Source organism: Halomonas sp. DP5Y7-2 (genome assembly GCF_019802025.1).
Taxonomy (GTDB): domain Bacteria; phylum Pseudomonadota; class Gammaproteobacteria; order Pseudomonadales; family Halomonadaceae; genus Halomonas; species Halomonas litopenaei_A.
Genome location: NZ_JAHVHY010000005.1, coordinates 223,692 through 246,770, shown reverse-complemented (window position 1 = coordinate 246,770; position 23,079 = coordinate 223,692). Strand labels below are relative to the sequence as shown.

General features: G+C 59.2%; 13 protein-coding genes. 7 read left to right on the top strand and 6 right to left on the bottom strand.

Features of this window, described 5'->3' with window-relative positions:
* Positions 1–83: 83 nt before the first annotated feature.
* A complete protein-coding gene (gene leuS / locus KUW18_RS10940; protein WP_222561414.1) occupies positions 84–2,660 on the bottom strand; it encodes a leucine--tRNA ligase in 2,577 nt (858 codons plus the stop codon).
* A gap of 228 nt (positions 2,661–2,888) precedes the next feature.
* Between leuS and KUW18_RS10935 the strand changes: the two genes are divergently transcribed.
* Positions 2,889–3,401, top strand: a complete 513-nt coding sequence (locus KUW18_RS10935) for a zinc ribbon-containing protein (RefSeq protein ID WP_206943242.1) — start codon at positions 2,889–2,891, stop codon at positions 3,399–3,401.
* Between the two features lie 89 nt (positions 3,402–3,490).
* Here KUW18_RS10935 and KUW18_RS10930 read toward each other — a convergent pair whose 3' ends face one another.
* Complete coding sequence (locus tag KUW18_RS10930) at positions 3,491–4,834, bottom strand: hypothetical protein (protein ID WP_222561413.1); 1,344 nt, start codon at positions 4,832–4,834, stop codon at positions 3,491–3,493.
* Positions 4,835–4,973: 139 nt separating this feature from the next.
* Positions 4,974–5,882, bottom strand: coding sequence for a LysR family transcriptional regulator (locus KUW18_RS10925; protein ID WP_222561412.1), 909 nt, complete (start codon positions 5,880–5,882; stop codon positions 4,974–4,976).
* 357 nt (positions 5,883–6,239) lie between these two features.
* Here KUW18_RS10925 and leuC point away from each other — a divergent pair, with 357 nt between their 5' ends.
* From leuC to asd, 4 genes are all read left to right on the top strand, one after another.
* Complete coding sequence (leuC, locus tag KUW18_RS10920; RefSeq protein WP_222561411.1) at positions 6,240–7,685, top strand: 3-isopropylmalate dehydratase large subunit; 1,446 nt, start codon at positions 6,240–6,242, stop codon at positions 7,683–7,685.
* Between the two features lie 3 nt (positions 7,686–7,688).
* The gene (gene leuD, locus KUW18_RS10915; RefSeq protein ID WP_206943234.1) at positions 7,689–8,342 is read left to right on the top strand and encodes a 3-isopropylmalate dehydratase small subunit; all 654 of its coding nucleotides are present in this window, start codon (positions 7,689–7,691) and stop codon (positions 8,340–8,342) included.
* A 65-nt stretch (positions 8,343–8,407) separates the two neighbouring features.
* Positions 8,408–9,481, top strand: coding sequence for a 3-isopropylmalate dehydrogenase (gene leuB / locus KUW18_RS10910; RefSeq protein ID WP_206943232.1), 1,074 nt, complete (start codon positions 8,408–8,410; stop codon positions 9,479–9,481).
* Between the two features lie 138 nt (positions 9,482–9,619).
* On the top strand, positions 9,620–10,732 hold the full coding sequence (gene asd / locus KUW18_RS10905) for an aspartate-semialdehyde dehydrogenase (protein WP_222163425.1): 1,113 nt from the start codon (positions 9,620–9,622) through the stop codon (positions 10,730–10,732).
* A 72-nt stretch (positions 10,733–10,804) separates the two neighbouring features.
* On the opposite strand, the gene KUW18_RS10900 is transcribed toward asd, so the two are convergent.
* From KUW18_RS10900 to KUW18_RS10890, 3 genes are all read right to left on the bottom strand, one after another.
* Positions 10,805–13,957: an Ig-like domain-containing protein gene (locus tag KUW18_RS10900; protein ID WP_222561410.1), complete on the bottom strand. Its 3,153-nt coding sequence runs from the start codon at positions 13,955–13,957 to the stop codon at positions 10,805–10,807.
* Between the two features lie 348 nt (positions 13,958–14,305).
* Complete coding sequence (locus KUW18_RS10895; RefSeq protein ID WP_222561409.1) at positions 14,306–17,572, bottom strand: type I secretion C-terminal target domain-containing protein; 3,267 nt, start codon at positions 17,570–17,572, stop codon at positions 14,306–14,308.
* A 147-nt stretch (positions 17,573–17,719) separates the two neighbouring features.
* Positions 17,720–20,815, bottom strand: coding sequence for an Ig-like domain-containing protein (locus tag KUW18_RS10890; RefSeq protein WP_222561408.1), 3,096 nt, complete (start codon positions 20,813–20,815; stop codon positions 17,720–17,722).
* A gap of 637 nt (positions 20,816–21,452) precedes the next feature.
* Here KUW18_RS10890 and truA point away from each other — a divergent pair.
* The gene (truA, locus tag KUW18_RS10885) at positions 21,453–22,424 is read left to right on the top strand and encodes a tRNA pseudouridine(38-40) synthase TruA (RefSeq protein WP_222239150.1); all 972 of its coding nucleotides are present in this window, start codon (positions 21,453–21,455) and stop codon (positions 22,422–22,424) included.
* Positions 22,421–23,074: a phosphoribosylanthranilate isomerase gene (locus KUW18_RS10880; protein ID WP_222561407.1), complete on the top strand. Its 654-nt coding sequence runs from the start codon at positions 22,421–22,423 to the stop codon at positions 23,072–23,074. The genes truA and KUW18_RS10880 overlap by 4 nt, the downstream gene beginning before the upstream one ends.
* The last annotated feature ends 5 nt before the right edge of the window (positions 23,075–23,079 follow it).

Below are 23,079 nucleotides of genomic sequence, written 5' to 3'. Positions count from 1 at the left end.
TGTCGCGATACGGAGAAGCCGGGGCGGATGCCCCGGCGGTCTGCATTTAGCGTTGAGCCCCGTGCAGGACGGAGCCAGTGCATTCAATTGGCAACGATATTCACCAGCTTGCCAGGCACGACGATGACCTTGCGCAACGTCTTGCCATCCACGTGACGCTGCACGTTGTCGTTGGCCAGCGCCAGGGCTTCAACCTGGGCCTTGTCGGCGTCTGCGGGCACTTCCAGGCGCGCTCGCAGCTTTCCGTTGACCTGTACCACCAGCTCGATACTGTCGCGAGTGAGGGCGCTGTCGTCCACTTCAGGCCAGCTGGCGTCGATGACGGCGCCTTCGTGGCCCAGTGTCTGCCACAGGGCGTGGCAGGCATGGGGGGTGATCGGCGCCAGCAGCAACACACAGGCCTCGATGGCCTCCCGCTCCACAGCCAGGCCGGCCGGGGAGGTGTCGTTGAACTTGGCGAGCGCGTTGCTCAGCTCCATGACCGCGGCGATGGCGGTGTTGAAGGTGGTGCGACGACCAATGTCGTCACCGGCCTTCTTGATCGTTTCGTGGGTCTTGCGACGCAGTTCGCGCTGGGTGTCATCGAGCGTCTCAAGAGTGGCCTGGTCAAGCGTGCCTGGCGCACCGGCGTCCAGGTGTTCGGAGACCTGGCGCCACAGGCGCTTGAGGAAGCGGTGTGCGCCCTCAACGCCAGAGTCGGACCACTCCAGCGACTGCTCCGGTGGTGCGGCGAACATCATGAACAGGCGCACCGTGTCGGCCCCGAAGCGATCGATCATGGCCTGGGGATCGACACCATTGTTCTTCGATTTGGACATCTTTTCGATGCCGCCCATCTCTACCGGCTGCCCGTCGCTGATCAGGGTGGCGCTAAGCGGACGGCCCTTGTCGTCACGCTTGACCTCGACGTCGGCCGGGTTGAACCATTCCTTGCCACCGTTGGACTGGGGCCGATAGAAGGTTTCTGCGATGACCATGCCCTGGGTCAGCAGGCGCTGGAATGGCTCGTCAGAATCGACCAGGCCAAAGTCGCGCATCAGCTTATGGAAGAAGCGCGCGTACAGCAGGTGCAGGATGGCGTGTTCGATGCCGCCGATGTAGAGATCGACAGGCAGCCAGTAATTGGCCCGTTCATCCAGCATGGCCTCGGTGTTGTCGGCACAGCAGAAGCGGGCGTAGTACCAGGACGACTCCATGAAGGTGTCGAAGGTGTCGGTTTCCCGGGTCCAGCCGTCGCCCAGATCGCTGAAGGCGGGCATCTTCTTGAGCGGCGAGCCTGACGCGTCCACGGTGACTTCCAGCGGCAAGGCGACCGGCAGTTCGTCATCGGTGAGCGGCACGGTCTGGCCTTCAGGACCGTACTTGACCGGAATCGGGGCGCCCCAGTAGCGCTGACGAGCGACGCCCCAGTCGCGCAGGCGGTAGTTGGTCTTGACGTTGCCACGACCCTCCTGCTCGAGGCGAGCGGCGATGGCATCGAAGGCGGCCTGGAAGTCGAGGCCGTCGAACTCACCAGAGTTGATCAGGGGGCCGTGCTCGACCCAGGCGCCTGCGGACAGGTCGGGGGCGTTGCCGTCAGCGTCGGCAATCACCGCGCGGATCGGCAGCTGGTACTTGGTCGCGAACTCCCAGTCGCGCTGGTCGTGGCCAGGCACGGCCATGACGGCGCCGGTGCCGTACTCCATCAGCACAAAGTTGGCCACGTATACCGGCACGCGATCGCCGGTCAGCGGATGAATCGCCTCGTAGCCTGTGGCCATGCCACGCTTTTCCATGGTGGCAAGCTCGGCCTCGGACGTTCCCCCTTGGGCACACTCTTCGATAAAGGCGGCCAGTTCGGGCTTGTCGCTGGCTGCCTTGATGGCCAGCGGGTGACCGGCGGCCACGGCCACGTAGGTCACCCCCATCAGCGTGTCAGGACGGGTGGTGTAGACGCGCAGCGGGTCGTCGCCAGCCACATCGAAGGCCAGCTCCACGCCGCGGGACTTGCCGATCCAGTTGCGCTGCATGGTCTTGACCTGCTCAGGCCACTCGACCTTGTCGAGGTCTGCCAGCAATTCATCTGCGTAGTCGGTGATCTTGAGGAACCACAGCGGGATTTCCTTGCGCTCGACCGGCGCGCCGGAGCGCCAACCGCAGCCATCGATGACCTGTTCGTTGGCCAGGACCGTCTGATCGACCGGATCCCAGTTGACGGTGGACATCTTCTTGTAGACCAGGCCCTTCTCGACCAGCTTGGTGAAGAACCACTGCTCCCAGCGATAGTAGTCGCTGTCGCAGGTGGCGAACTCGCGGTCCCAGTCGTAGGCGAAGCCCAGCGCCTTGAGCTGTGCCCGCATATAGTCGATGTTCTCGTAGGTCCATTTGGCGGGGGGGACCTGGTTCTTGATCGCGGCATTTTCGGCAGGCATGCCAAAGGCGTCCCAGCCCATCGGCTGCATAACATTCTTGCCTTGCATGCGCTGGAAGCGTGTTACCACGTCGCCGATGGTGTAGTTGCGTACATGCCCCATGTGCAGCTTGCCGCTGGGGTAGGGGAACATCGACAGGCAGTAGAACTTTTCCCGGTTCGCGTCCTCTAGTGCCTTGAAGCACTGATTGTCGTTCCAGAATGTCTGAGCGTCGCGTTCGATTTCGTGGGGCTTGTACTGGGCGTCCATCGCGGTCTTCGAGTACCTTGCAATCAAGGCGCGCCCAAGGCGGCGCGCAGGGTGTGGGTATCGTCCGGTGGCAGGGTTGTGCAGAATCAACAGTTAGCGCGGCGACCACCGGCGCGGCAATGATGCACGCAAGGATACCCCAGCTGCCTGGGGTCCGGCTATGGTGGGCCGCTTGTGTTGCGCCTGGTAAGCCCGGGCAGCAACGTTCATCTCAAGGAGGATACGGTCATGAGTGAACAGCATTCCAATCCAGGAGAGCATCGTCTGAGGGACGGCTATGAGCGGATGCTTGCGCGCCTCAAGGAAGGCGCCGAGGACCTGACCTGGGACAACCTGCAGAAGGACCTGGACGACGCGGTCGAGTTCGAGGCAGAGCTTGAGGAATACACCAAGGATGAGCTGGCGCTGCTGCGAGCCTGGGTCGAGCGTGACCTGAGAGACATGCGCCGCTACCTGGCCGCCGGGGGAGAGGGGGTCGCCAGCTGGTTGGGGATTGACCTGACCATTCTGTCGAGAAAGGTGGTGGACTCGCTGTTGTCCATTGCCGACCGCAGCGTCATCGAGCGCGAGAGGCTTGAAGACGACCTGGAGGCGTCCCGTGCCGACTATACGGCGGGCGAACTTGCCGCTCCGGGACGGATGTCCTGCGTGCACTGCGATGCTGCGGTCGAGCTGCACGGCGTCACGCGCATTGAACCATGCCACCAATGCGGGCATCGCTATTTCGTGCGCGCTGCCTGAGGCGTACGGGTGTCGGGTGACAATGCTTGGGCGAAGGGGCGTCGGCCCCTTCGCTGAGTGAATGCGCGCCCTTGAGACCTGGAGCGGGCTCAGGCCGCCACGGCGTGGCCGAGCCAGGCGATGGCGGCCAGCACCAGCAGTGACATGACCAGCGCGTAACGCAAGTTCTGTCGCATCATGCGGTAACCGCTGACCCCGTAGCGTCCCTGCAGCGAGAGGTTGATGCCCGACAGTGGGCCGACGCTGGTGCCCACGGCCCAGGAGGCAAGCGCGACAAAGCCAAATAGGGTCTGGTGGGGGCCGTCCAGTTCCAGCATGGAGGCCAGTACCGACACGCCAATGATCGGGTGCAGGCCAGCGATCGCGCTGATGACGATGGCCAGGTAGCTTGAGGCCGCGGCGAGCGCGCCAAACTCCGGGAATAGCGTCCAGTTGCCCGCCGTTGCCGCATCCACCAGCACCGACAGCCCCTTGGTCAACAGACCGGCACACAGAAACAGGGTGATCTCCCCGCGCATGCCCGGCAGTCGGTAGTGGAAGTGCCGGACCATGCGTTCGCGGGCCACGCTCAGACCCCGTGCAAGATTCGTCACGATAGCCAGTAGGGGCATAAGAAAGGTGATGATGCTGACGATCGTCAGTGACGGTGTCACGACGAAGTGGAACAACATGACCAGGGCGGCGATGACGGCCGGCATCAACAGGCTAGCAGGGGATAGTGAGAAGCCTGGCACCGTCGACACGTCGAAGCGACGTGACAGTTCAATCACGCTGTAGAGCCCTCCAGCGAAGGCCAGCGGAAGGCCAACGCTGAGCAGGGTGGTGTACTGGAGTGACGGCGCCAGGGACAGCACGACACCCATGGCGGCGAAGAAGGGTGACCACAGCGCTGCACTGGACAATCCACGGTTGAGCCCAAGCAGTTGAGGCTCCGACAAAGGGCCGCGCCGCTCAAGGCGATCACCGACCATGAAGACGGTGGACAGATTGAGGATGCCACCGAGCAGATGGACCCCTAGCCAGGTCCCGATCAACCCCCTGCGACCCGTGACGGGCTGACTTGTGGGCTCGCGCGTTGGCGGGCGTCCGATCAGCGCGATGAAGCTGACGCCGGTCAACATGGCCACCACGAAGGCGTTACCGTCCAGCAACGTCATCAGCGCTGGGCGCGCATCGAACAGCGTCATTGCCACGGCCAGAAAGAGGACGCCGAGTAGCGCCAGAACACCCGCCTGCCACTGGTTTCGCCGAGGGATATCCGGCCATAGCAGGGCGCTGGCGAGCCAGAACGGGAGGCTGACGCTCACGCTCGGCAGCCATGGCGCCAGCATGCTCGCAACCTGCATGGCCAAGCCGGTAAGCAGCAGTAGCGCCGCCAGGCGATGGCGCAAGGGGGGCAGCGGAGGCGTGTTCGCGGCGGATGAGCTGTGCATGCCTGAGTCCCTTTGGCGTTGGTGGTCCTGTTGGGTCGAGTGACGAAGTGGGTCGAGTGACGAGTTCGGTCTGCTGGCGAGTTAGGTCTGTTGGCAAGGTGCGCTGTCATGAAGCGAGGCACCTTACGACGACCAGGTGTCAATCGGCAGCGGCAGCAGGCGTTTCTGCATGCGTGTCGAACAGCTCCAGCAATGAGCGGGCCGCATTGGAGAGCGTCCGGTCCCGGTGGGTCAGGTAGCCGAGGGGACGATGGATAGGCTGGGCGTCTGGCATCAGTCTAACGAGCCGTCCATCGACAATCTCGCGCCTGACCATGGAGTCCGGCAAGAGGGTCCAGCCTAGCCCAGCGGTAGCCATCATTTTCAGCGTTTCCAGATAGTTGGTCGACTGTCCTACGGCAGGCACCAGGCCATGGGCGGCCAGCCGCTCGAGGATCAGCTGTCGGGTGAAGGTCAGCGGGCCCGGCAGAAGTGCGTCGTGGCGTGCCAGGGACGCCAGGTCCAGCGGGTGCTCTCGAGACAGCGGATGTTCAGGAGACGCGACAAAGCTCAGCTCGTCCGTCCACAGTTGGCGAGCATGCAGCTGGCTGTCTGGCGCGGCAGACAGCGTGACCAGTGCGACCTCGATGTCGCCGTCCAGCACGCCCTGATAGGCCTGCTCCGAGTCCAGAAAGCGCAGGTCCAGCCTCACCTTGGGAAAACGCCTGACGTAGTCCTCCAGAATAGGCGGCAAGCGGTGAAGGCCAATGTGATGGCTGGTCGCTAGAATCAGGGCGCCCGAGACATCGCCGGTAAGATTGCCAAGCGCCCGGCGACTGTCGTCTACCATGACCAGGATCTGGCGCGCCCTGGGCAATAGCAGGCGTCCCGCTTCGGTCAGGCTGACGCGCCTGCCGATACGGTCGAACAGGCGCGCACGGGTCAGGGTTTCCAGGGTGGCGATGCGCTTGCTGACAGCCGGCTGCGTCAGATGCAGCTGTTCCGCGGCGCGAGAGAAGCTGCCGCTGTCCGCCACCGCCAGGAACGCCTGCAGACTTTGCGTATCCATGACGGGCTCCAGAAAAAGATGTATTCCATACAGGAATCGTTTGAATAAATAACATGAATTGATTTTATTGGCGAGTGGCGCGAGACTCGTCCTATCGCCAGCGCGACGTGCCCGGCTAGCCCGGCAGAATGACCCGGCAGGGCACCTGGTGGCGATGACACGACCCGGTCACAGCACAAGCCACTGGGCAGTGGCACTAAAAAGATCAGCGATACCCTTACACCGTGGCAGCACGCAGAGAGGCATGACACACGGATGCCGAGCCAGCCGACATGGCGGTCCGTGGCAAGCCTCCGCAACGCTTAGACAGACCTTGACGCAAACGCTCGAGGCAGGACTTGAGGCAGGAGATTCCGCATGGCAGGCCAGACGCTTTACGACAAGTTGTGGCAGCAGCACTTGGTGAAAGAGCGCGACGACGGCACGGCGCTGATCTACATTGATCGGCAGCTGCTCCACGAGGTGACCTCGCCCCAGGCGTTCGAGGGGCTCAGGATCGCCGGTCGCCAGCCCTGGCGCCTGGATGCCAACCTGGCAACCCCCGATCACAACGTGCCAACGACCGTAAAAGAACGGGCCGAGGGCAATACCGGGATCAAGGATCCAGTGTCGTTGATCCAGGTCCAGACGCTGGATGACAACTGCGATGCGTTTGGCATCGAGGAATTCCGCATCAATGATCCGCGTCAAGGCATCGTGCATGTGGTCGGCCCTGAGCAGGGTGCAACCCTGCCCGGCATGACCGTGGTGTGTGGTGACTCTCACACTGCCACCCATGGCGCCTTCGCCGCTCTCGCCCACGGGATCGGCACCTCTGAGGTCGAGCACGTGCTGGCGACCCAGTGTCTGCTGGCGCAGAAGATGAAGAACATGCAGGTGCGTGTCGAGGGCACCTTGGGTCAGGGCGTCACCGCCAAGGACGTGGTGCTTGCCATCATCGGCGAGATCGGCACCGCTGGCGGTAACGGGTATGCGATCGAGTTTGCGGGTAGTGCGATCCAGAGCCTGACCATGGAAGGGCGCATGACGGTCTGCAACATGGCCATCGAGGCAGGAGCACGGGTTGGGCTGATTGCCGTCGACGATACCACCATCGACTATCTCGCCGGACGTCCCTTCGCACCTACCGCCGAGCAGTGGGAGGCAGCGGTGGCTGACTGGCGCCAGCTGGTGTCTGACGCCGATGCCGCCTTCGACAAGGTGGTGACCATCGCCGCCGAGAGCATCGAGCCTCAGGTCAGCTGGGGTACCAGCCCGGAAATGGTGACCGGAGTCAGTGGCGAGGTGCCGGATCCCGCTCAGGCGGCAGACGACACCGCACGCACCGGCATTACCCGTGCGCTGGAATACATGGGCCTTTCACCGCGTCAGAAGATTACCGATATCCGGCTCGACAAGGTGTTCATCGGCTCCTGCACCAACTCTCGCATCGAGGACTTGCGCGAAGCGGCCAAGGTGGCCCGTGGCCGCAAGGTAGCGGACAGCGTTCAGCTGGCCATGGTCGTGCCCGGCTCCGGTCTGGTGAAACGTCAGGCCGAACAGGAAGGTCTCGACAAGGTATTTATCGAGGCGGGATTTGAATGGCGCGAGCCCGGCTGTTCCATGTGCCTGGCGATGAATGCCGACAAGCTGGGTGCGGGAGAGCATTGTGCCTCCACCTCCAACCGTAACTTCGAAGGTCGCCAAGGGTATGGCGGTCGCACCCACCTGGTGAGCCCGGCCATGGCCGCCGCCGCTGCGATCGCCGGACACTTTGTCGACGTGCGCAGCTTTGATTCCACTACCGCTCGCCAGGAGGCCTGAGCCATGCAAAAGTTCGAACGCCTCGAAGGTCTGGTGGCGCCAATGGATCGCGCCAATGTCGACACCGACCTGATTATTCCCAAGCAGTTTCTCAAGTCGATCAAGCGCACCGGCTTTGGCGTCAACCTGTTTGACGAACTGCGCTACCTGGACGAAGGGCAGCCGGGTCAGGACGTCAGTCAGCGTCCCTTGAATCCGGACTTCGTGCTCAATCAGCCGCGCTACCAGGGGGCCAAGGTGTTGCTTGCGCGCCGTAACTTTGGTTGCGGGAGTTCGCGCGAGCATGCGCCCTGGGCGCTGGAGGACTTCGGCTTCCGCGTTGTCATCGCGCCGAGCTTTGCCGATATCTTCTACAACAATGCCTTCAAGAACGGCATCCTGTTGATCACGTTGGGTGAAGATCAGGTGGATCGTCTGTTTGCTGAAGTGCACGCCAACGAGGGGTACTGCCTCGATGTGGATCTTGAGCACCAGCGGGTGACGACACCCAGTGGCGAGATTCTCGAGTTCGAGGTAGATGCGTTCCGTAAGCACTGTCTGCTTGAAGGGCTGGATGACATTGGCATCACCCTCCAGGATGAAGACGCCATCGCGGCCTTTGAGTCTCGCCATCGGGCCGCTCGTCCGTGGCTGTTCCGCGAGCCCGCCAAGGCCTAGGCGATTTACCGCCCGGCCTGGAGCAGGCCGGGTGACTGTTTGCACTGTCTCAGGAATACATGGTTATGACCCGCAAGATTCTTGTCCTTCCCGGTGATGGCATCGGACCGGAAATTACCGCCCAGGCCACTCGCGTGCTGGACGCCCTGAAGGCGAAAGGGCTGGACGTCGAGGTCGAGCAGGGGCTGGTGGGTGGTGGTGCCTATGATGTGCATGGGGTGCCGCTGCCTGACGAGACGCTGTCCAAGGCGCGACAGGCCGACGCCATTCTGCTGGGGGCGGTGGGAGGCCCTCAGTGGGATACCATCGAGGACCTCAGCAAGCGCCCGGAGAAGGGGCTCTTGGGCCTGCGCAAGGAGCTGGGCCTGTTCGGCAACCTGCGCCCCGCGATCCTGTATCCGCAGCTGGCAGAAGCCTCAACGCTCAAGCCTGACGTTGTGTCTGGGCTCGACATCATGATCGTGCGTGAACTGACGGGCGGGATCTACTTCGGTCAGCCCCGTGGTGTCGAAGAACGTGGCGGTGAGCGGGTCGGTTTCAATACCTATGTGTACAGCGAAAGCGAGATCGAGCGCATCGGGCGTGTCGCGTTCGAGATGGCGCAGAAGCGCGGCAAGAAACTGTGCAGCGTGGACAAGGCCAACGTGCTGGAAGTCACCATTCTGTGGCGTGAGGTCATGGAACGTCTGGCACCAGAGTATCCCGATGTCGAGCTGTCCCACATGTACGTGGACAACGCGGCCATGCAGCTGGTGCGTGCGCCCAAGCAGTTTGATGTGGTGGTAACCGGCAACATGTTCGGCGATATTCTGTCGGACGCCGCCGCCATGCTGACGGGATCCATCGGCATGCTGCCTTCAGCGTCTCTCAATGAATCCGGTCAGGGCATGTATGAGCCTTGTCACGGTAGTGCCCCGGATATCGCCGGCAAGGGCATCGCCAACCCGCTGGCCACGATTCTGTCGGTGGCGATGATGTTGCGCTACTCTCTTAATGAGCCAGCCATGGCTGAGCGCATCGAGGCGGCGGTGGGCAAGGTGCTGGATCAGGGGCTTCGCACGGCGGATATCGCCTATCCGGGCACCCGCCAGGTCAGCACCGCCGAGATGGGTGACGCGGTGCTTGCCGCACTGGACTGAGCGAGAGCGGAACACAACGCTGAGCGAGGGGCCATCGGCGTCTCGCGAAGGTGAAGCGGAAAGCCTACCGGCAGCATCTGAAAGGTGCTGCCGGTTTCTGTATAATGATTGTCTCACTCGATTTCTAGAGGACTTCACATGTTGAAAGTCGGTTTCGTCGGTTGGCGTGGCATGGTGGGTTCCGTGCTCATGCAGCGGATGGTGGAAGATGGGGATTTCAACGGCATCGAGCCGGTGTTCTTCACCACCTCCCAGGTTGGTCAGGCCGGCCCCGACGTAGGTGTGGACGTGCCTCCGCTGAAAGACGCCTTCGATATCGAGGCGTTGAAGGCGCTGGACGTGATCATCACCTGTCAGGGCGGTGACTACACCAAGAAGGTCTATGAGGACCTGCGTGGCGGTGGCTGGAAGGGCTACTGGATTGACGCTGCCAGCACCCTGCGCATGAGCGACGATGCCACCATCGTGCTTGATCCGGTCAACCGCAAGGTGATTGACGCTCAGCTTGATGCTGGCGCGAAGACCTTTGTCGGCGGTAACTGCACCGTCAGCTTGATGCTGATGGGCCTTGGCGGTCTGTTCGAAGCCGATATGATCGAATGGATGACGTCCATGACCTATCAGGCGGCGTCAGGCTCCGGTGCCAAGCACATGCGCGAACTGCTCAACCAGATGGGCGGATTGCGTGACAGCGTGGCCAGCGAGCTGGCCGATCCCGCCAGCGCGATTCTGGATATCGATCGCAAGGTCACTGCGGCCATGCGCTCCGGCGAGATTCCGACGGACAACTTTGGTGCACCGCTGGCCGGTAGCCTGTTGCCGTGGATCGACTCCAAGCTCGACAACGGTCAGAGCCGCGAGGAGTGGAAGGGCTTCGTCGAGACCAACAAGATTCTCGGTCGCCAGGACACGCCGGTGCCGATCGATGGTCTGTGCGTCCGTATCGGTGCCATGCGCTCCCACAGCCAGGCGTTCACCATCAAGCTGCGCCAGGATGTGCCGCTGGATGAGATCGAAGAGCGCATTGCTGCCCACAACGAGTGGGTCAGCGTCATTCCCAATGATAAGGACGCCACCATCGACGGGCTGACGCCGACCGCGGCAACCGGCACGTTGAACATCCCGGTGGGACGTCTGCGCAAGCTGAATATGGGCGGCGAGTATCTCAGCGCCTTCAGCGTAGGGGACCAGCTGCTGTGGGGGGCCGCCGAGCCGCTCAAGCGGATGCTCAAGGTGCTGCGCGAACGCTAAGACTGGCGTCAAGGCAGTGGATAAGGTAGTGAAACGTATCGGGGCACCTCAGGGTGCCCCGATTGTTGCGAATTACTCGATGTTGAGCTGCCCGTTGGCGATCAGCTGATGAAGGAAGTCGTTGCCGTCTCCTGAGTAGTCGATCTGTCCTGTCAGAACAATCCGCTGATCAGCGTTACTCCCATCCAAGTGAATGCCGCCGTCCGTCTTGATCGCAAGCTCTACTCGGTTGTGTTCCCCGCTTGCCACAACGTAGTCTTCGACGCTGCCATTGCTGGCATCAACCAGCAGATCTGCCAGGTTAAGTCTGTCAGCATTTGCATCGACACCGAAGAGGCCCGACCGGAATCCCTTGATCTCATCCAGCGCAGGTTGATCGGTTGTCCCTTGGTTTGCGGTGCGCCACTCATAGGTGTCGGCGCCCAGCTCACCAATCAGAATGTCGTTGCCGCTTCCCCCGATAAGGGTATCGTCACCGCCACCACCTATCAGGACGTCATCGCCACTCGCACCGTCAAGGGTGTCATTGCCACCGTCGATACGGCCGATGTCCCTTAACTGTTGGTAATGCTGTCTGACGTAGTGGATGATGTCATCGTCCGTAGGAACCGCCCCGTCGTTCACGGCCCAGCGCAGATATTCGGTCAATCCCGCATAGCCTAGCCCGTCGTGGCTGCCAGCCGAAAAGGCGACGCCTGAGTCCTGATTGATCCACGACAAGTGATCTGTGTTCAGGGTATCCCCGAAGATCACATCGTTACCCTGGGTGCCATTCAGCCTGTCACTGCCTAATACCAGCGGAGCTGCCGTCGTGCTGTCGTTTTGCAGTGCTGCGTCGAGTTCGGTGACACTGGTTATTCGCTGTGGTTGTCCAACCATGCCAGAGACCTGGCCATCTTCCAGAGTCAGTGTCTCACGGCCGGTCTGGCCGGTATTGTCAAAGAACTGCAGTTGTTGCTCCTTGGCCAGGAAGCTGACGCCTATGGCGTGAACCTCAGAGAAATCCGACAATTCCTTGAAGGCGGCAATACTCTGCCCCATGACGACGCGCGTCGTGGACATGCCATCGCCAGGAGTCACTGCTTCACCCGCATTGTTCAAGTAGCTGTTGGGCCGGCCGTCGGTCAAGAAGTAGCTCAGGTTGTCGAAGCCGTTGTGACTCACTCGCTCAAAGAAGTCGCTGGCATCCGTAAAGGCGGCCTCAAAATTGGTGCCGTTCTGGGTTGCGATGTGGTTGATGAAGGAGAGGGCTCTGGAAATATCCTCTGTGCCGAGCTGGTTGATTTGAAGGGTGTCACTGAGCTCACGGTTAAAGGTGATCAGGCGCAGGTTGACGGTGCCTTCATGATCTGCGAGCTGCCGAATCAGCGAGCGGAGTGAGCGCTGAACCAGTTCAAGTCGAGTGTATCCACCCTCAGCTTCTCTCTGCATGCTCTGAGAGGCATCGATCATGATCGCGACATTGTAGTTGCCTCCGTGCACGATATGTTGCTGAGTGCCGCCGATATCCCCAATCAACACATCACTGCCCATATCGCCGGTCATGCTGTTGTCGTTGTTGCCACCGACCCGGAGGACGTCGTCCGCCGCAATGACACGGACGGCCACTTTGGCGGCGCTGCTATCGCCATCACGATCCATGAGGGTGTAGGAAAGCGTTGCAGTGCCATCGAAAGCCGGGTTGGCGGTGAAGGTCAGGCTGCCATCGGCATTGATCCTGACTTCACCGATAGCAGAACCGCCGTCGACGCTGGCGCTGGTAATGCGATTCAGGCCGTCAGCGCCGGGAGAGTCGTTGGCCAGCACATCGATGATGACGGGGACGCCTGCGTCGGCGCTGGCAATATCATCGCTCGCCTCGGGGCTATCGTCGTTGACCAGGACATTGAGAACGCCTGACGCGCTGTCGCCATCGCGGTCGGTGATGGTGTAGCCAATGGCGAAAGGGATGTCGTCCTCGGCGTCAGTCGTGGCATGGTCCAAGGGGCCGTGCAGTGTCACCGCGTAGCTGCCGCTGGCAACATCCGTCAGCTGGATCGATATCACCTGCTGCCCGCGATCGTCGGTACCCGATACAGTAAGGCCGTTGTCCTGAAGGGCCCAGGCCACGGGATGGCCTCCAGAGGTGATAGACGGAAGACCGTCAGTAGACCAGAGGAAGCTGCCGAAGCCATCGCTGCCGATGTGATAGCCAAGCTGGCCTGCGGCAACGACGGTTTGGCCAGGGATATCCCCGATACCACCAGCAAGACCATTCGCGAGCCCATCCTCATCAACGGCCGCCACGGATGCACTGGTCTCCGGGTTTGCATCTGTCTCGGGTGTAATAGGCCTGTCGTCGGGGGCACTAACCTGGATGGAGAGCTGGCCATCGACCGGGTCGCCATCCGCGTCTGTCACCGTGTAATCGACGATGGCAGTACCGTTGAAGTCCCTATTTGGGACAAACCACATGCTGCCGTCCGTCAAAGTGACGAGTGTTCCGACATCGGTGCCACCTTGAACGCTGGCGCTAACGAGCTGGCCAGGACCATCGGCACCAAAGGAAACGCCGTCGAACACGTCGATAGCGATGGATGTGCTGCTGTCCGTTGTTACATCATGATGGCGCGAGGTGGGAGTATCGTCATCGATGATGATTTGCAGCCGGCCTGTTGCGGTGTCGCCGTCTCCATCAGTGATGACGTAGTCAAGGTCGAAGGAAATATCGTCCTCGACGATGGCTCGTGGGTGATCCAGGGGGGCGAGTAGTTGAATGTCGTAGCGCCCGGCGGACACGTCGACGAGTCGTATGTGAATCACTGGGGTGTCCTGGTTTCTACTGCCAGTGATCGTTAGGCCGTCGTCACTAGTGGTCCAGGTGACTGGGTGTCCCGCGGAGGTCAGACTGGGAAGTGAGCGAGAGATCCACTGGAATCCGCCTTGGCCATCTTGTCCGAAATGATAGCCAAGCACTCCTCGGTCGATAGTGTTTTCGCCAATAACGTCGTTAAGGCCGCCGGCAATTCCGGAGGCTAATCCATCCTCGTCAACCACCGCCCGAGCGTGCTCAGTGTCGGGCTCGCAGTCGGAATAGGGCGTATTGGGACGGTCGTTGTGAGCCTCGCTTCGTGAGAGGCCTGATGTCTCGAGCTGAGTGTCCGAGGCAGCGCCTTCGAGGCCAAGCGGTTTCACTGGTAGCAATGAAGCGGTGTCAGGAGCGTCGATAGGTAACTCAGTGCTCATGAAATATCCTCGGATAGTAGGTTTTTTTCGGCGGTAGAAAACTAAACCTATATCAAGGAATAGAAAGGTGAGTACTGTACCGGTGTTCAGGGGTCGTGAGATAGCGGAGGGGAAGTGGTGTGTTGGGGCATATTTCTAACGATAGTGTGCATATTCGGCTAGTATGATTTTGCGGATTGGTCGCGCTATACGTTGGTTTATTTCGTATTTATTTCGCCGTAGTGATCGTGCTGTTCTTTAGGGAGTGATCCATGAGTAGGGCGAAAAGAAAGCTCTCGCTAAGCGAGAGCTTTCGGTCAGCGACAAGATGTATGGGTAACTTAAGGATGAAGACGAGAGTGGCTAGTGCTATTCAACCTCAAGCTGTCCTCTACTGATAAGATTCGACAAGAAGCTGGTGCTCGAATCTCCCTCCATATCGACCCCAATCAGTGTGATGATTTGATCAGCACCCTCGCCATCATCACCAATGCCGCCACGGGTCTTGACCGAAAGAACAGTATTCTCACCCTCCTGATGTGCGCGCACGTAGTCGTCGACATCTTGTGCGGTGGCATCTTGAAGAAGGTCAGAGATGTCCAGCTTGTCAGCATCCTCATCAACGCCAAAGGTCCCTAGCGTGAAATCTTTGATGACGTCTATGCTGGGTAACGTCACGGTACCTGCGTCACCTAGTTTGTACGTCACAGTGTCAGCACCGAGTCCTCCCCATATCTCATCGTTTCCGGCCCCGCCTAGCAAAATGTCGTTGCCTGCACCACCAATCAACACATCGTTGCCGAGACCGCCGCGAAGATCATCGTTTCCTCCGTCGCTGCTGTGGTCGATTAGCTCTGCATAGTGCTCCGTCAGGTAGTCGATGATCGTCTGCTTTTCGGGTGGTGTGCCCGCGCCATGGTCCGGCGACCATGTGAGAAATTCGATGAGGCCGGAGTATCCCGATCCATCATGGCTACCGGCCGCAAACATTTTTCCTGTGGCGGTATTGGTCCATGAAAGATGGTCAGTATTGATGCGATCGCCGAAGATCACGTCATTGCCTGCACCGCCTTCCAAGGTATCGTTGCCTGCGCTTGCCTGCCCAGCTGGCGTCAACGAGCCGGTCGTCAGGGCGAGATCGATTTCCTCCACCGTATCCACGTGGGTGGACTCACCCGCGGCTGCCGTGAACAGTTTTCTGTCAAAGTCTGTGCGAATCGTCTTGGTAGAGATATCGCCCGTATTATCAAAGTAATCCATGTAGTCATTGCCCTTGGTGCCTTCGGCGGCACTGGGACGAAGTGCAATGGAATGGATATCGGTCAGTCCCTTGAGAGTATTGAAGGATGCGAGGGTATCTTTCATGACGGCGCTGTGGCCTGGCTCGTCCACATAGGTCTTGACCTGCTGTCGCTTGCTATTCCAGAAGACCGTGGGGCCACCATCGCTGAACAGAAAGGTGATGTTCTCGAAGTCATTGGCAGCGACCATCTTCTTGTAGTAGTCGCTTGCCAAGGTAAAACCTGCATCGATATTGGTACCTCCTGCTGACCTGGAGTTTGTTAAAAACCCCTTGGCGGCAGCAAGTTGGGACTCATCGAAGTCGATGTAGGTGCGCTGAACCGCTCCCGTATTGAACTTCACCAGTTGCAGGTTGATGGTGCCGGCAACGTCCTTGAGCATCTCCAGCTGACGAAGGACCGCCTGTACCTGGAATTTCAACATGGAGAGTCCTGGGGCGGCGGCGTTCCTTGAACTGATGGAGGTGTCCAGGATAAAGGAGATATTGTAGTCCTTGCCGGCCTCGACCAGCCGCTCTGACCCACCGACATCACCGGTCAATACATCACCGCCACTTCCGGTGGTGGCTTCATCGTCTTCGTTGCCACCGACGAACAAATCGTCCTCTGCCGGCAGGGTAAGCACCAGGCTGCTTGTGGCAGTATCGCCATCGCCATCGCCATCGCTGGCGATGAGGTTCACGGCGAGCTCGTGACCTTCGGCGGATTCCCCAGCTACCTCTAGCGGTGCATGGGTGCTGACCTGGTAGCCAGTCCCTGCATCATTTAGCTGTATGCGGAAGACGAGCTCGCCACCGCCTGTCATGGCATCCAGGGTGGTACCTGTGTCACCGATAAGCAGAAGTAGGGGCTGGCCGTTGGAGGTGAGAGCCTCTCCTGTCGCAGTGGTGGCGGGTTGTCGGTCAAGCGCTGGATCGAAGACGAGCGAGGCTAAGCCATCAGCGCCCGCGTGATCGATGGCACTAATGGTTCCCGTGGTGCCGTCCGTCAGAAATCCTGGATCAGTGGTAAATGCGCCTGGAGCATCATCGTCGATGACGAGCGTCAGGCTACCGTCGGCGCTATCTCCATCTTCATCGGTGACCGTGTAGCCAAGTACCAGCCTGATATCATCTTCACTACTGTCATCGGGATGGTCGAGCGGGCTTAGCAGTGATGCAATATAGCTGCCGGTGTCCTGCTGAGTGAGAGAGACAACCAAAGCCGTCTGACCATTGGCGCTTCCGGTCAAGGTTCTGCCGTCTGCACTAACGCTAAAGGTCAGAGGCGCTCCACCAGCGGTAAGGTGTGACAACTGGTCGATGTTCCACCGGAAAGCGTCCTGTGAGGCCGCGCCATCGGCGCCAAAGTCATAGCCAAGTGAGCCAGTGATGGTGGTGATACGTCCCGCTGCATCATCTATGCCTCCCTCGATGCCGCCGATCAGTCCGTCTTCATCGAGAAGGGCAGTTGGGGCTGTCGTCGACGGGTCGTCATCAGAGTCGGGTGTGATGGGGTGAGCCGACTTTTCAATAGCGACGACCGCCTGCGCAACAGCTGTGTCGCCGTCATTGTCAGTGACGGTAATGGTAAAATCCAAAGCACCGGAGGCAGCTTCGTGGGCTACAAATGTCCATGACCCATCGGTGCTTACGGTGAGCGTACCCTGAGCTGTGTCAATGGCACTATTCAGTGAATATTCTGTGTCATCACCAGAGACCTTGATAACCGTACGCTGGTGGCCATCCGCTCCTCCATCCCATGTCCATTGAGAGGTAATGCTGCCACCCTGCCGTACGCTTTCCGGCGTAACGATACTTGCAAGAGGGGAGTCGTCATTGATGTCAATCAAGATGCGTGAGCTGGCGGTATCTCCGTCTTCATCGGAAATCGAAAAGCCGATGGCAAAGATCAGGCCATCTTCGACTCCCGAAAGTGTGTGATCCAAGGGAGCCATCAGTGCTAGTTCATATGCACCTGTCACAATATTGGTATTAGTGAGCCGAAGCACAGCGTCACCTTCCGATGTGATGGCGGTCAGTGTTAATCCATCGGTCGATCTCTCCCAGTGAAGGGGCCTCCCAGCTGAGGTTAGGGGCGGGAGCTGGGACGTATCCCAGGCGAAAGCACCCCGCTGCGCATCACCATCTGCGCCGAATCGATAACCCAGATAGCCGGTAGTCGTAGCGAGCTCGCCCATGACGTCCCCGGATCCACCTGCTACACCTCCGGGTAGGCCTTCTTCGTCAATCCTGGCTAAGGCGCTGATGTTTCTTCCTCCATCGGTAGAGACAAAGTCGCCAATTGAGGAAAAAATCGGTCCATCTGTTTTCGAAATAGTCATATCATTCTCCATGCTCTGTAGAGCCACTATTAAGTACGTATTCATCAAGAGGAATAGACGCTGTGAGTTTTATTATTGTCAGTGGCTCTAAAAACCCTGGTTCCTGGAACGTATCTCTTCGTTGATCTCGATGCTATCTTTTTACGTAAAGAGGATGCGTCATGTGTCTAGCTGTCCGTTATTAATAAGCTTTTCAATATAATTTTCGCTGACTCCATCAAAGTTGATGGTCTGGCCCGTCAAGGTAATAATCAAGTCGGCATTGCTTCCGTCGTCATTGATGCCACCATTCGTCTTAATCGACAGCTGGACGTTACCGTCTTCTCCAGATGCATGAACAAAGCTCAAAATATTGCCAGTGTCTGCATCCTGCAGAAGCTCGCTGAGGTCGAGCTTGTCTGCATGGGTGTCGCTACCAAACTTTCCCTCTCGAAAGCCAAGTACTTTATCCTGGTCGGGAGCATCTACGTTTCCTGCATGATGAGCGAACCAACGGTAGATATCAGCGCCGGTCTCACCTATTAGTGTATCGTGACCTGGCCCGCCTATAAGTAGGTCATCGCCACCACCTCCAACTAGAGTGTCGTTTCCGGCTCCGCCTTGAAGAGTATCTTCACCACCATCCATTCTTCCTATGTCGCGCAATGCTCTATAGTGTTTGGCGATATAGTCAGCTAGCTGTTGGTCGCTTGGACTTGAGCCATTGTTGACGCTCCACTTGATGAAATCTTCCAATCCTTGGTAACCGAGACCGTTGTGCTGGCCGGCAACAAATCGCTCGCCTGTGTTGCCGTTGGTCCATTCAAGATGATCACTGTTGATAGCATCACCGAACAGGATGTCATCCCCGAAGGATCCTGCTAGTGTGTCGTTACCCAGAGCCTTGAGTGTTGCTCCATGACTGCCGATCTGAAGGGCGGTATTGAGATCAGTTACCGTAATGGCAATATCTGGCTGGCCGACCTGAGAGGTGATGACGGTCCCATCATTGAGTGAAAGGGATGCGACATCTGTGCTGTCGGTGTTGTCAAAGAATCTCAGCTGATCTTCCCTGACGTCCTCGCTGATCCCGATCGCATGCACATCACCCACCTTCGCAAGTTTATTGAAGGAGTTCAGCGTCGCGTCCATGGTATCGCCAGTAAGTGACAGGCCATTCCCCGGCGTGGTGGGTTGTCCATTCCCTTTTATGTAGGTGTTGGGTCGGCCATCTGTGACCAGATAGGCAATGTTCTCAAAATTCGGCTTGCTGAAGTTCGTCAGATAGGTTTCTGCACTTCGGAATGCGGCATCGAAGTTAGTGTTGTTTACTGTTTCTATCGCATCGATGAAGGACTTCACCTCGGCGAGGTCTTCGGTCGAGAAGTCTCGGAATGTCTTGATGGATGAAATGTCCCTATTGAAGGTAAGGACTCGGAGGTTGACAATCCCATCGTGCTCGGAAAGATCTCGTGCAAGGGCTTTGATGGAGCGTTGCATGACTTCGAGGCGCGTGAGTCCACTGTTGGTCATCTGTTGCATGCTTTGTGAGGCATCAAGCATCAGGATGGCGTTATAGTTTGTGGCGGCCTCAATTTTGGTGTCTACGCCGCCCGTGTCTCCGATTAAGACATCGTTACCCAAGCCTGATTGGTGCTTGCTGTTGCCATTGTCGTCCACGATCAGCTCTTTGGGTGGGGGAGCGACCGAGACTGTCAACGTGGCGCTAGAGCTATCGCCATCACTATCACTAAGTTGGTACTTGATAATGGCGTCACCGGAGAAGTATGGGTTTGGTGTAAAGGTGATTGAGCCATCCTTGTTGACAGTGACCGTTCCGGTTGCAGCCCCGCCATTTACGCTGGCGGCGGCGATTGAGCTCCCATCTGCGCTCAGATTATCGTTGTCAATGACGTTCACCGTAATTGATTCACGGTGCAACGTGTGTGTGCTGTCATTCCGCGCAAGCGGAGCGTCGTCGTTGATATTGACGTGAAGTGAGCCTTGAGCGGTATCGCCATCACTATCTGTGATTTGGTAGCGGATGTTGAGTGACAGGTCGTCCTCAATACCTGGGGCGGTATGATCTAATGGCTTGAGCAATGTGACGCGATAGTTGCCGCTTTCAATATCTGATAGCTGCACGACAATGATCCGCGCGCCTGCGTCGTTGACGCCAATCAGTGCCCGTCCGTTAGGGGTTAGGGTCCAGGTGACAGGATTTCCCCCCGAGCTGAGCGTAGGTAGACCCTCCATGGACCAGCGGAATGCCTGCACCGTGCCAGCGCCATCAGTACCGAAGTCGTATCCCAGCGAACCCGTTACGGTTGTGACGACACCCGGCGCATCGCCAGGGCCACCCTCGGCTCCGCCGGGCAGCCCATCCTCGTCAACAAATGCTGAGACTGGCAGTGTCAAGGGATTGCCGTCGCTATCTGGCGTGACAGGGTGGCCGTCCTGATTGATGACGAGCTCGGCGCTGGCGATAGCGCTATCGCCGTCGGCGTCGGTAACGACAATCGTGAAATCCAGTGTACCGGTGGCATTTTCCGACGCGACGAAAGACCAGGTGCCACTGCTATCAACCGTCAACACCCCCTTGCTGGTGACAATGGCTGTATCGAGGGCGTAGTGGGTGTCGTCGCCTGAAATACGCACAGTCTTGGTGTCTGGGGCATCGGCTCCGCTGTTCGAATGCCATTGTGAGTGGACGCTACCCCCTTGATCCACGCCAGCTGGTGTGACGATGCTGGCCATTGGAGAGTCGTCGTTGATATTGATCAGAATTCGCGAGCTGGCGGTATCCCCGTCATCATCGGTGATGGTGAAGCCCACAGCGAAGACCAAGCTATCTTCGGTATTGATCAGAAGATGCTGGAGGGGCTGATACAGGGTGAGTTCGTAACTGCCATGGACGACATCCACGTTAATGAGCTCGAGCACGACGTCATCGTCGTGTGTCACCGCCTTTATCGTTTTGCCGTCAGCGGAGCTGATCCAGTTTAGCGTTTCGCCCTGTGCTGTCAGCGCGGGGAGGTGGTCGGTCTGCCAGAAGAAGCTAGTGTTATCTGCACGTCCATCAGCGCCAAAGTGGTAGCCGAGACTCCCGTTTACTGTGTAAGAGAGTTGGGCGATGTCTCCGGATTCCCCAGTAAGTCCGTTCACCAGTAATTCTTCATCGACACGGGCTAAGGCGCTGATGTTCTTGGCACCATCCGTTGCAACGAAGTCTGCTAACGAGGTGAATACGAGGCTGCTATCATGGCTTCTATTCATGAAGTTTGCTTTCCTTTTTAACAACATGTTTCTGAATGTTGTATAACGCTAATTAAGGGTGCGTGATGCCAGTATTGTACTTATGGTCGATATGAGCCTTTTTCTTGCGAAAATGATCGACTAAGCACAACAAGAGGCAAGGTTTAAAGGAAAGTCGTATCCCATCGTTAGGTTGGGGAAATGCCAGATGACGGGGAGTGTTCAAGTGAGGTTGTGCCGCAATTTTCATGTGCTTTTCTTGGTACCAAGACGAACGCATTCGTCGAGGGAGCGGCATCATGCGCGAATCCCGGGAGGCATTGCTGCGTTGTGCAGCGAGGGTGGGCGGCGACAATGGAGCGCGAGACAGCACAGTGTTCAAGGGAGTGCGGCGGGAGGATCCAGCTGCTGTACTGTCTCGGGCGTGGTTGTCCGGCGCGAGCCGCAGCCAAGGGTCGTAGGTAAGTTCAATGTTGGGGGGGGAACGGTAGACTAGAAGGGGAAGCGGATTGCAGGACGTCTATGCGGTCAGGGCTGGCAGGAGCCACGGTGACAGGCTGACCGCGAGGCTGGTCGTCACCGAGCGGTTAAGGGATAATGCACCTTTCATTCGCGCAGATTCCTGCGTGGCCACCGCTTTCTTCGGCTTGCAGGTCGTATGTCCTTCTTTCATCACCTTGACGAACGTACTCCCATGGAGGGTCGGCTCGCGCTCAGCGTTGAGTACGATGGAACCCATTACTGTGGCTGGCAGCGGCTCAAGCACGCGCCCTCTGTGCAGGGCGCAGTAGAGGCGGCGCTGGCCAAGGTGGCGGGCGCACCGATCACCTTGCACTGCAGCGGCCGCACTGATTCTGGCGTGCATGCCACGCGGCAGATCGCCCACTTTGATCCGCCTGTGCAGCGTTCGGAAAAGGCCTGGGTGTTTGGCGGTAACGCCAACCTTCCTCGCGATATCGCCATCCGCTGGATTCGTCAGGTGCCGGATGAGTTTCACTCCCGGTTCAAGGCGCTGGCCCGTCGCTACCGGTACGTGATCTTGAATCAGCCCAGTCGGCCGGTGCTGGAGCGTGCCAATGCTACCTGGTGCCGCGACCCTCTGGATGCGGACGCCATGCACGTGGCCGCTCAGGCTCTGGTGGGCGAGCATGACTTCTCAAGCTTTCGCGCGGCAGGCTGCCAATCCAAGACGCCCTGGCGGCACTTGCACTTCATAGAAGTCCATCGGCATGGCCCGCTGGTGGTGGTCGACCTGCAGGCCAATGCGTTCCTGCATCACATGGTCCGTAACATCGTTGGCGCGCTGGTCACCGTTGGACGTGGCGAGCAGGGCACCGATTATATTCAGCGGCTGTTGGCGTTGCGCGACCGCCAGAAGAGCGACGTCACCGCCCCCGGCTGCGGCTTGCACTTTGTCGACACCCTGTATGATGAGCAGTGGCAGCTGCCGGCGGAGCCTCTGGGGCCCAACCTACTGGCCTTCCTGGGTGAGTGGACCGGTGAGCGTCCCTTGCCGGACTGTCCGATGGTCGAGTTTCGACGTGGCCGCCCGATTGCCGAGACACGCCGAGCCGTTCGCGCCGAGGAGCTGGATGGAGCACCGTCCAAGACGTCTGAGGAAAGGTCATGACAGCACCAATGCAGCGTACTCGGGTCAAGTTCTGCGGCCTCACCCGGGAACAGGACGTCGACGCCGCCGTGGCGTTGGGTGCTGATGCCATCGGTTTCGTACTGTGGGCGGGCAGCAAGCGGGCCGTCGACGTGGATCAGCTGGCGCGCTTGTCGGCTCGGGTGCCGGCGTTCATTACGCGGGTGGGGCTGTTTGTCGATGCCGCCCCGGAAGAGGTGAGTCGGGCCCTGCCATGGCTGGACCTGCTGCAATTCCACGGTGATGAGTCCGCCGCCGAGTGCGAGCGCTATGATCGTGCCTATATCAAGGCCCTGAGAATGCGTGACGGGCTGGATGTACACGCCGCCGCACGCTGCTACGACAGCGCCCGGGGGCTGCTGCTCGATGCCTACCGCCCAGGTGTGCCAGGTGGTACCGGTGATACTTTCGACTGGAGCCGAATTCCACCAGCGCTGGGTAAAGCTGTTATCCTCGCGGGCGGTTTGTCCGACGACAACGTCAGCCAGGCGATCCGCCAGGTGAGGCCCCATGCGGTGGATGTGTCGGGGGGCATCGAAAGTGCTGCCGCGATCAAGGATGCTGGGCGGATGCGTGCCTTCGTCAATGCGGTGGCATTGGGCGACAGGGTCGCGAACCAGACAAGCGTCTAGGAAGG

Bases quoted from the DNA above. Each gene is read 5' to 3' on its own strand.
- truA (WP_222239150.1), top strand. From the start codon at position 21,453: ATGTCCTTCTTTCATCACCTTGACGAACGTACTCCCATGGAGGGTCGG.
- leuS (WP_222561414.1), bottom strand. From the start codon at position 2,660: ATGGACGCCCAGTACAAGCCCCACGAAATCGAACGCGACGCTCAGACA.
- KUW18_RS10930 (WP_222561413.1), bottom strand. From the start codon at position 4,834: ATGCACAGCTCATCCGCCGCGAACACGCCTCCGCTGCCCCCCTTGCGC.
- leuC (WP_222561411.1), top strand. From the start codon at position 6,240: ATGGCAGGCCAGACGCTTTACGACAAGTTGTGGCAGCAGCACTTGGTG.
- KUW18_RS10880 (WP_222561407.1), top strand. From the start codon at position 22,421: ATGACAGCACCAATGCAGCGTACTCGGGTCAAGTTCTGCGGCCTCACC.
- KUW18_RS10890 (WP_222561408.1), bottom strand. From the start codon at position 20,815: ATGAATAGAAGCCATGATAGCAGCCTCGTATTCACCTCGTTAGCAGAC.
- asd (WP_222163425.1), top strand. From the start codon at position 9,620: ATGTTGAAAGTCGGTTTCGTCGGTTGGCGTGGCATGGTGGGTTCCGTG.
- leuD (WP_206943234.1), top strand. From the start codon at position 7,689: ATGCAAAAGTTCGAACGCCTCGAAGGTCTGGTGGCGCCAATGGATCGC.
- KUW18_RS10935 (WP_206943242.1), top strand. From the start codon at position 2,889: ATGAGTGAACAGCATTCCAATCCAGGAGAGCATCGTCTGAGGGACGGC.
- KUW18_RS10895 (WP_222561409.1), bottom strand. From the start codon at position 17,572: ATGGAGAATGATATGACTATTTCGAAAACAGATGGACCGATTTTTTCC.
- KUW18_RS10900 (WP_222561410.1), bottom strand. From the start codon at position 13,957: ATGAGCACTGAGTTACCTATCGACGCTCCTGACACCGCTTCATTGCTA.
- leuB (WP_206943232.1), top strand. From the start codon at position 8,408: ATGACCCGCAAGATTCTTGTCCTTCCCGGTGATGGCATCGGACCGGAA.
- KUW18_RS10925 (WP_222561412.1), bottom strand. From the start codon at position 5,882: ATGGATACGCAAAGTCTGCAGGCGTTCCTGGCGGTGGCGGACAGCGGC.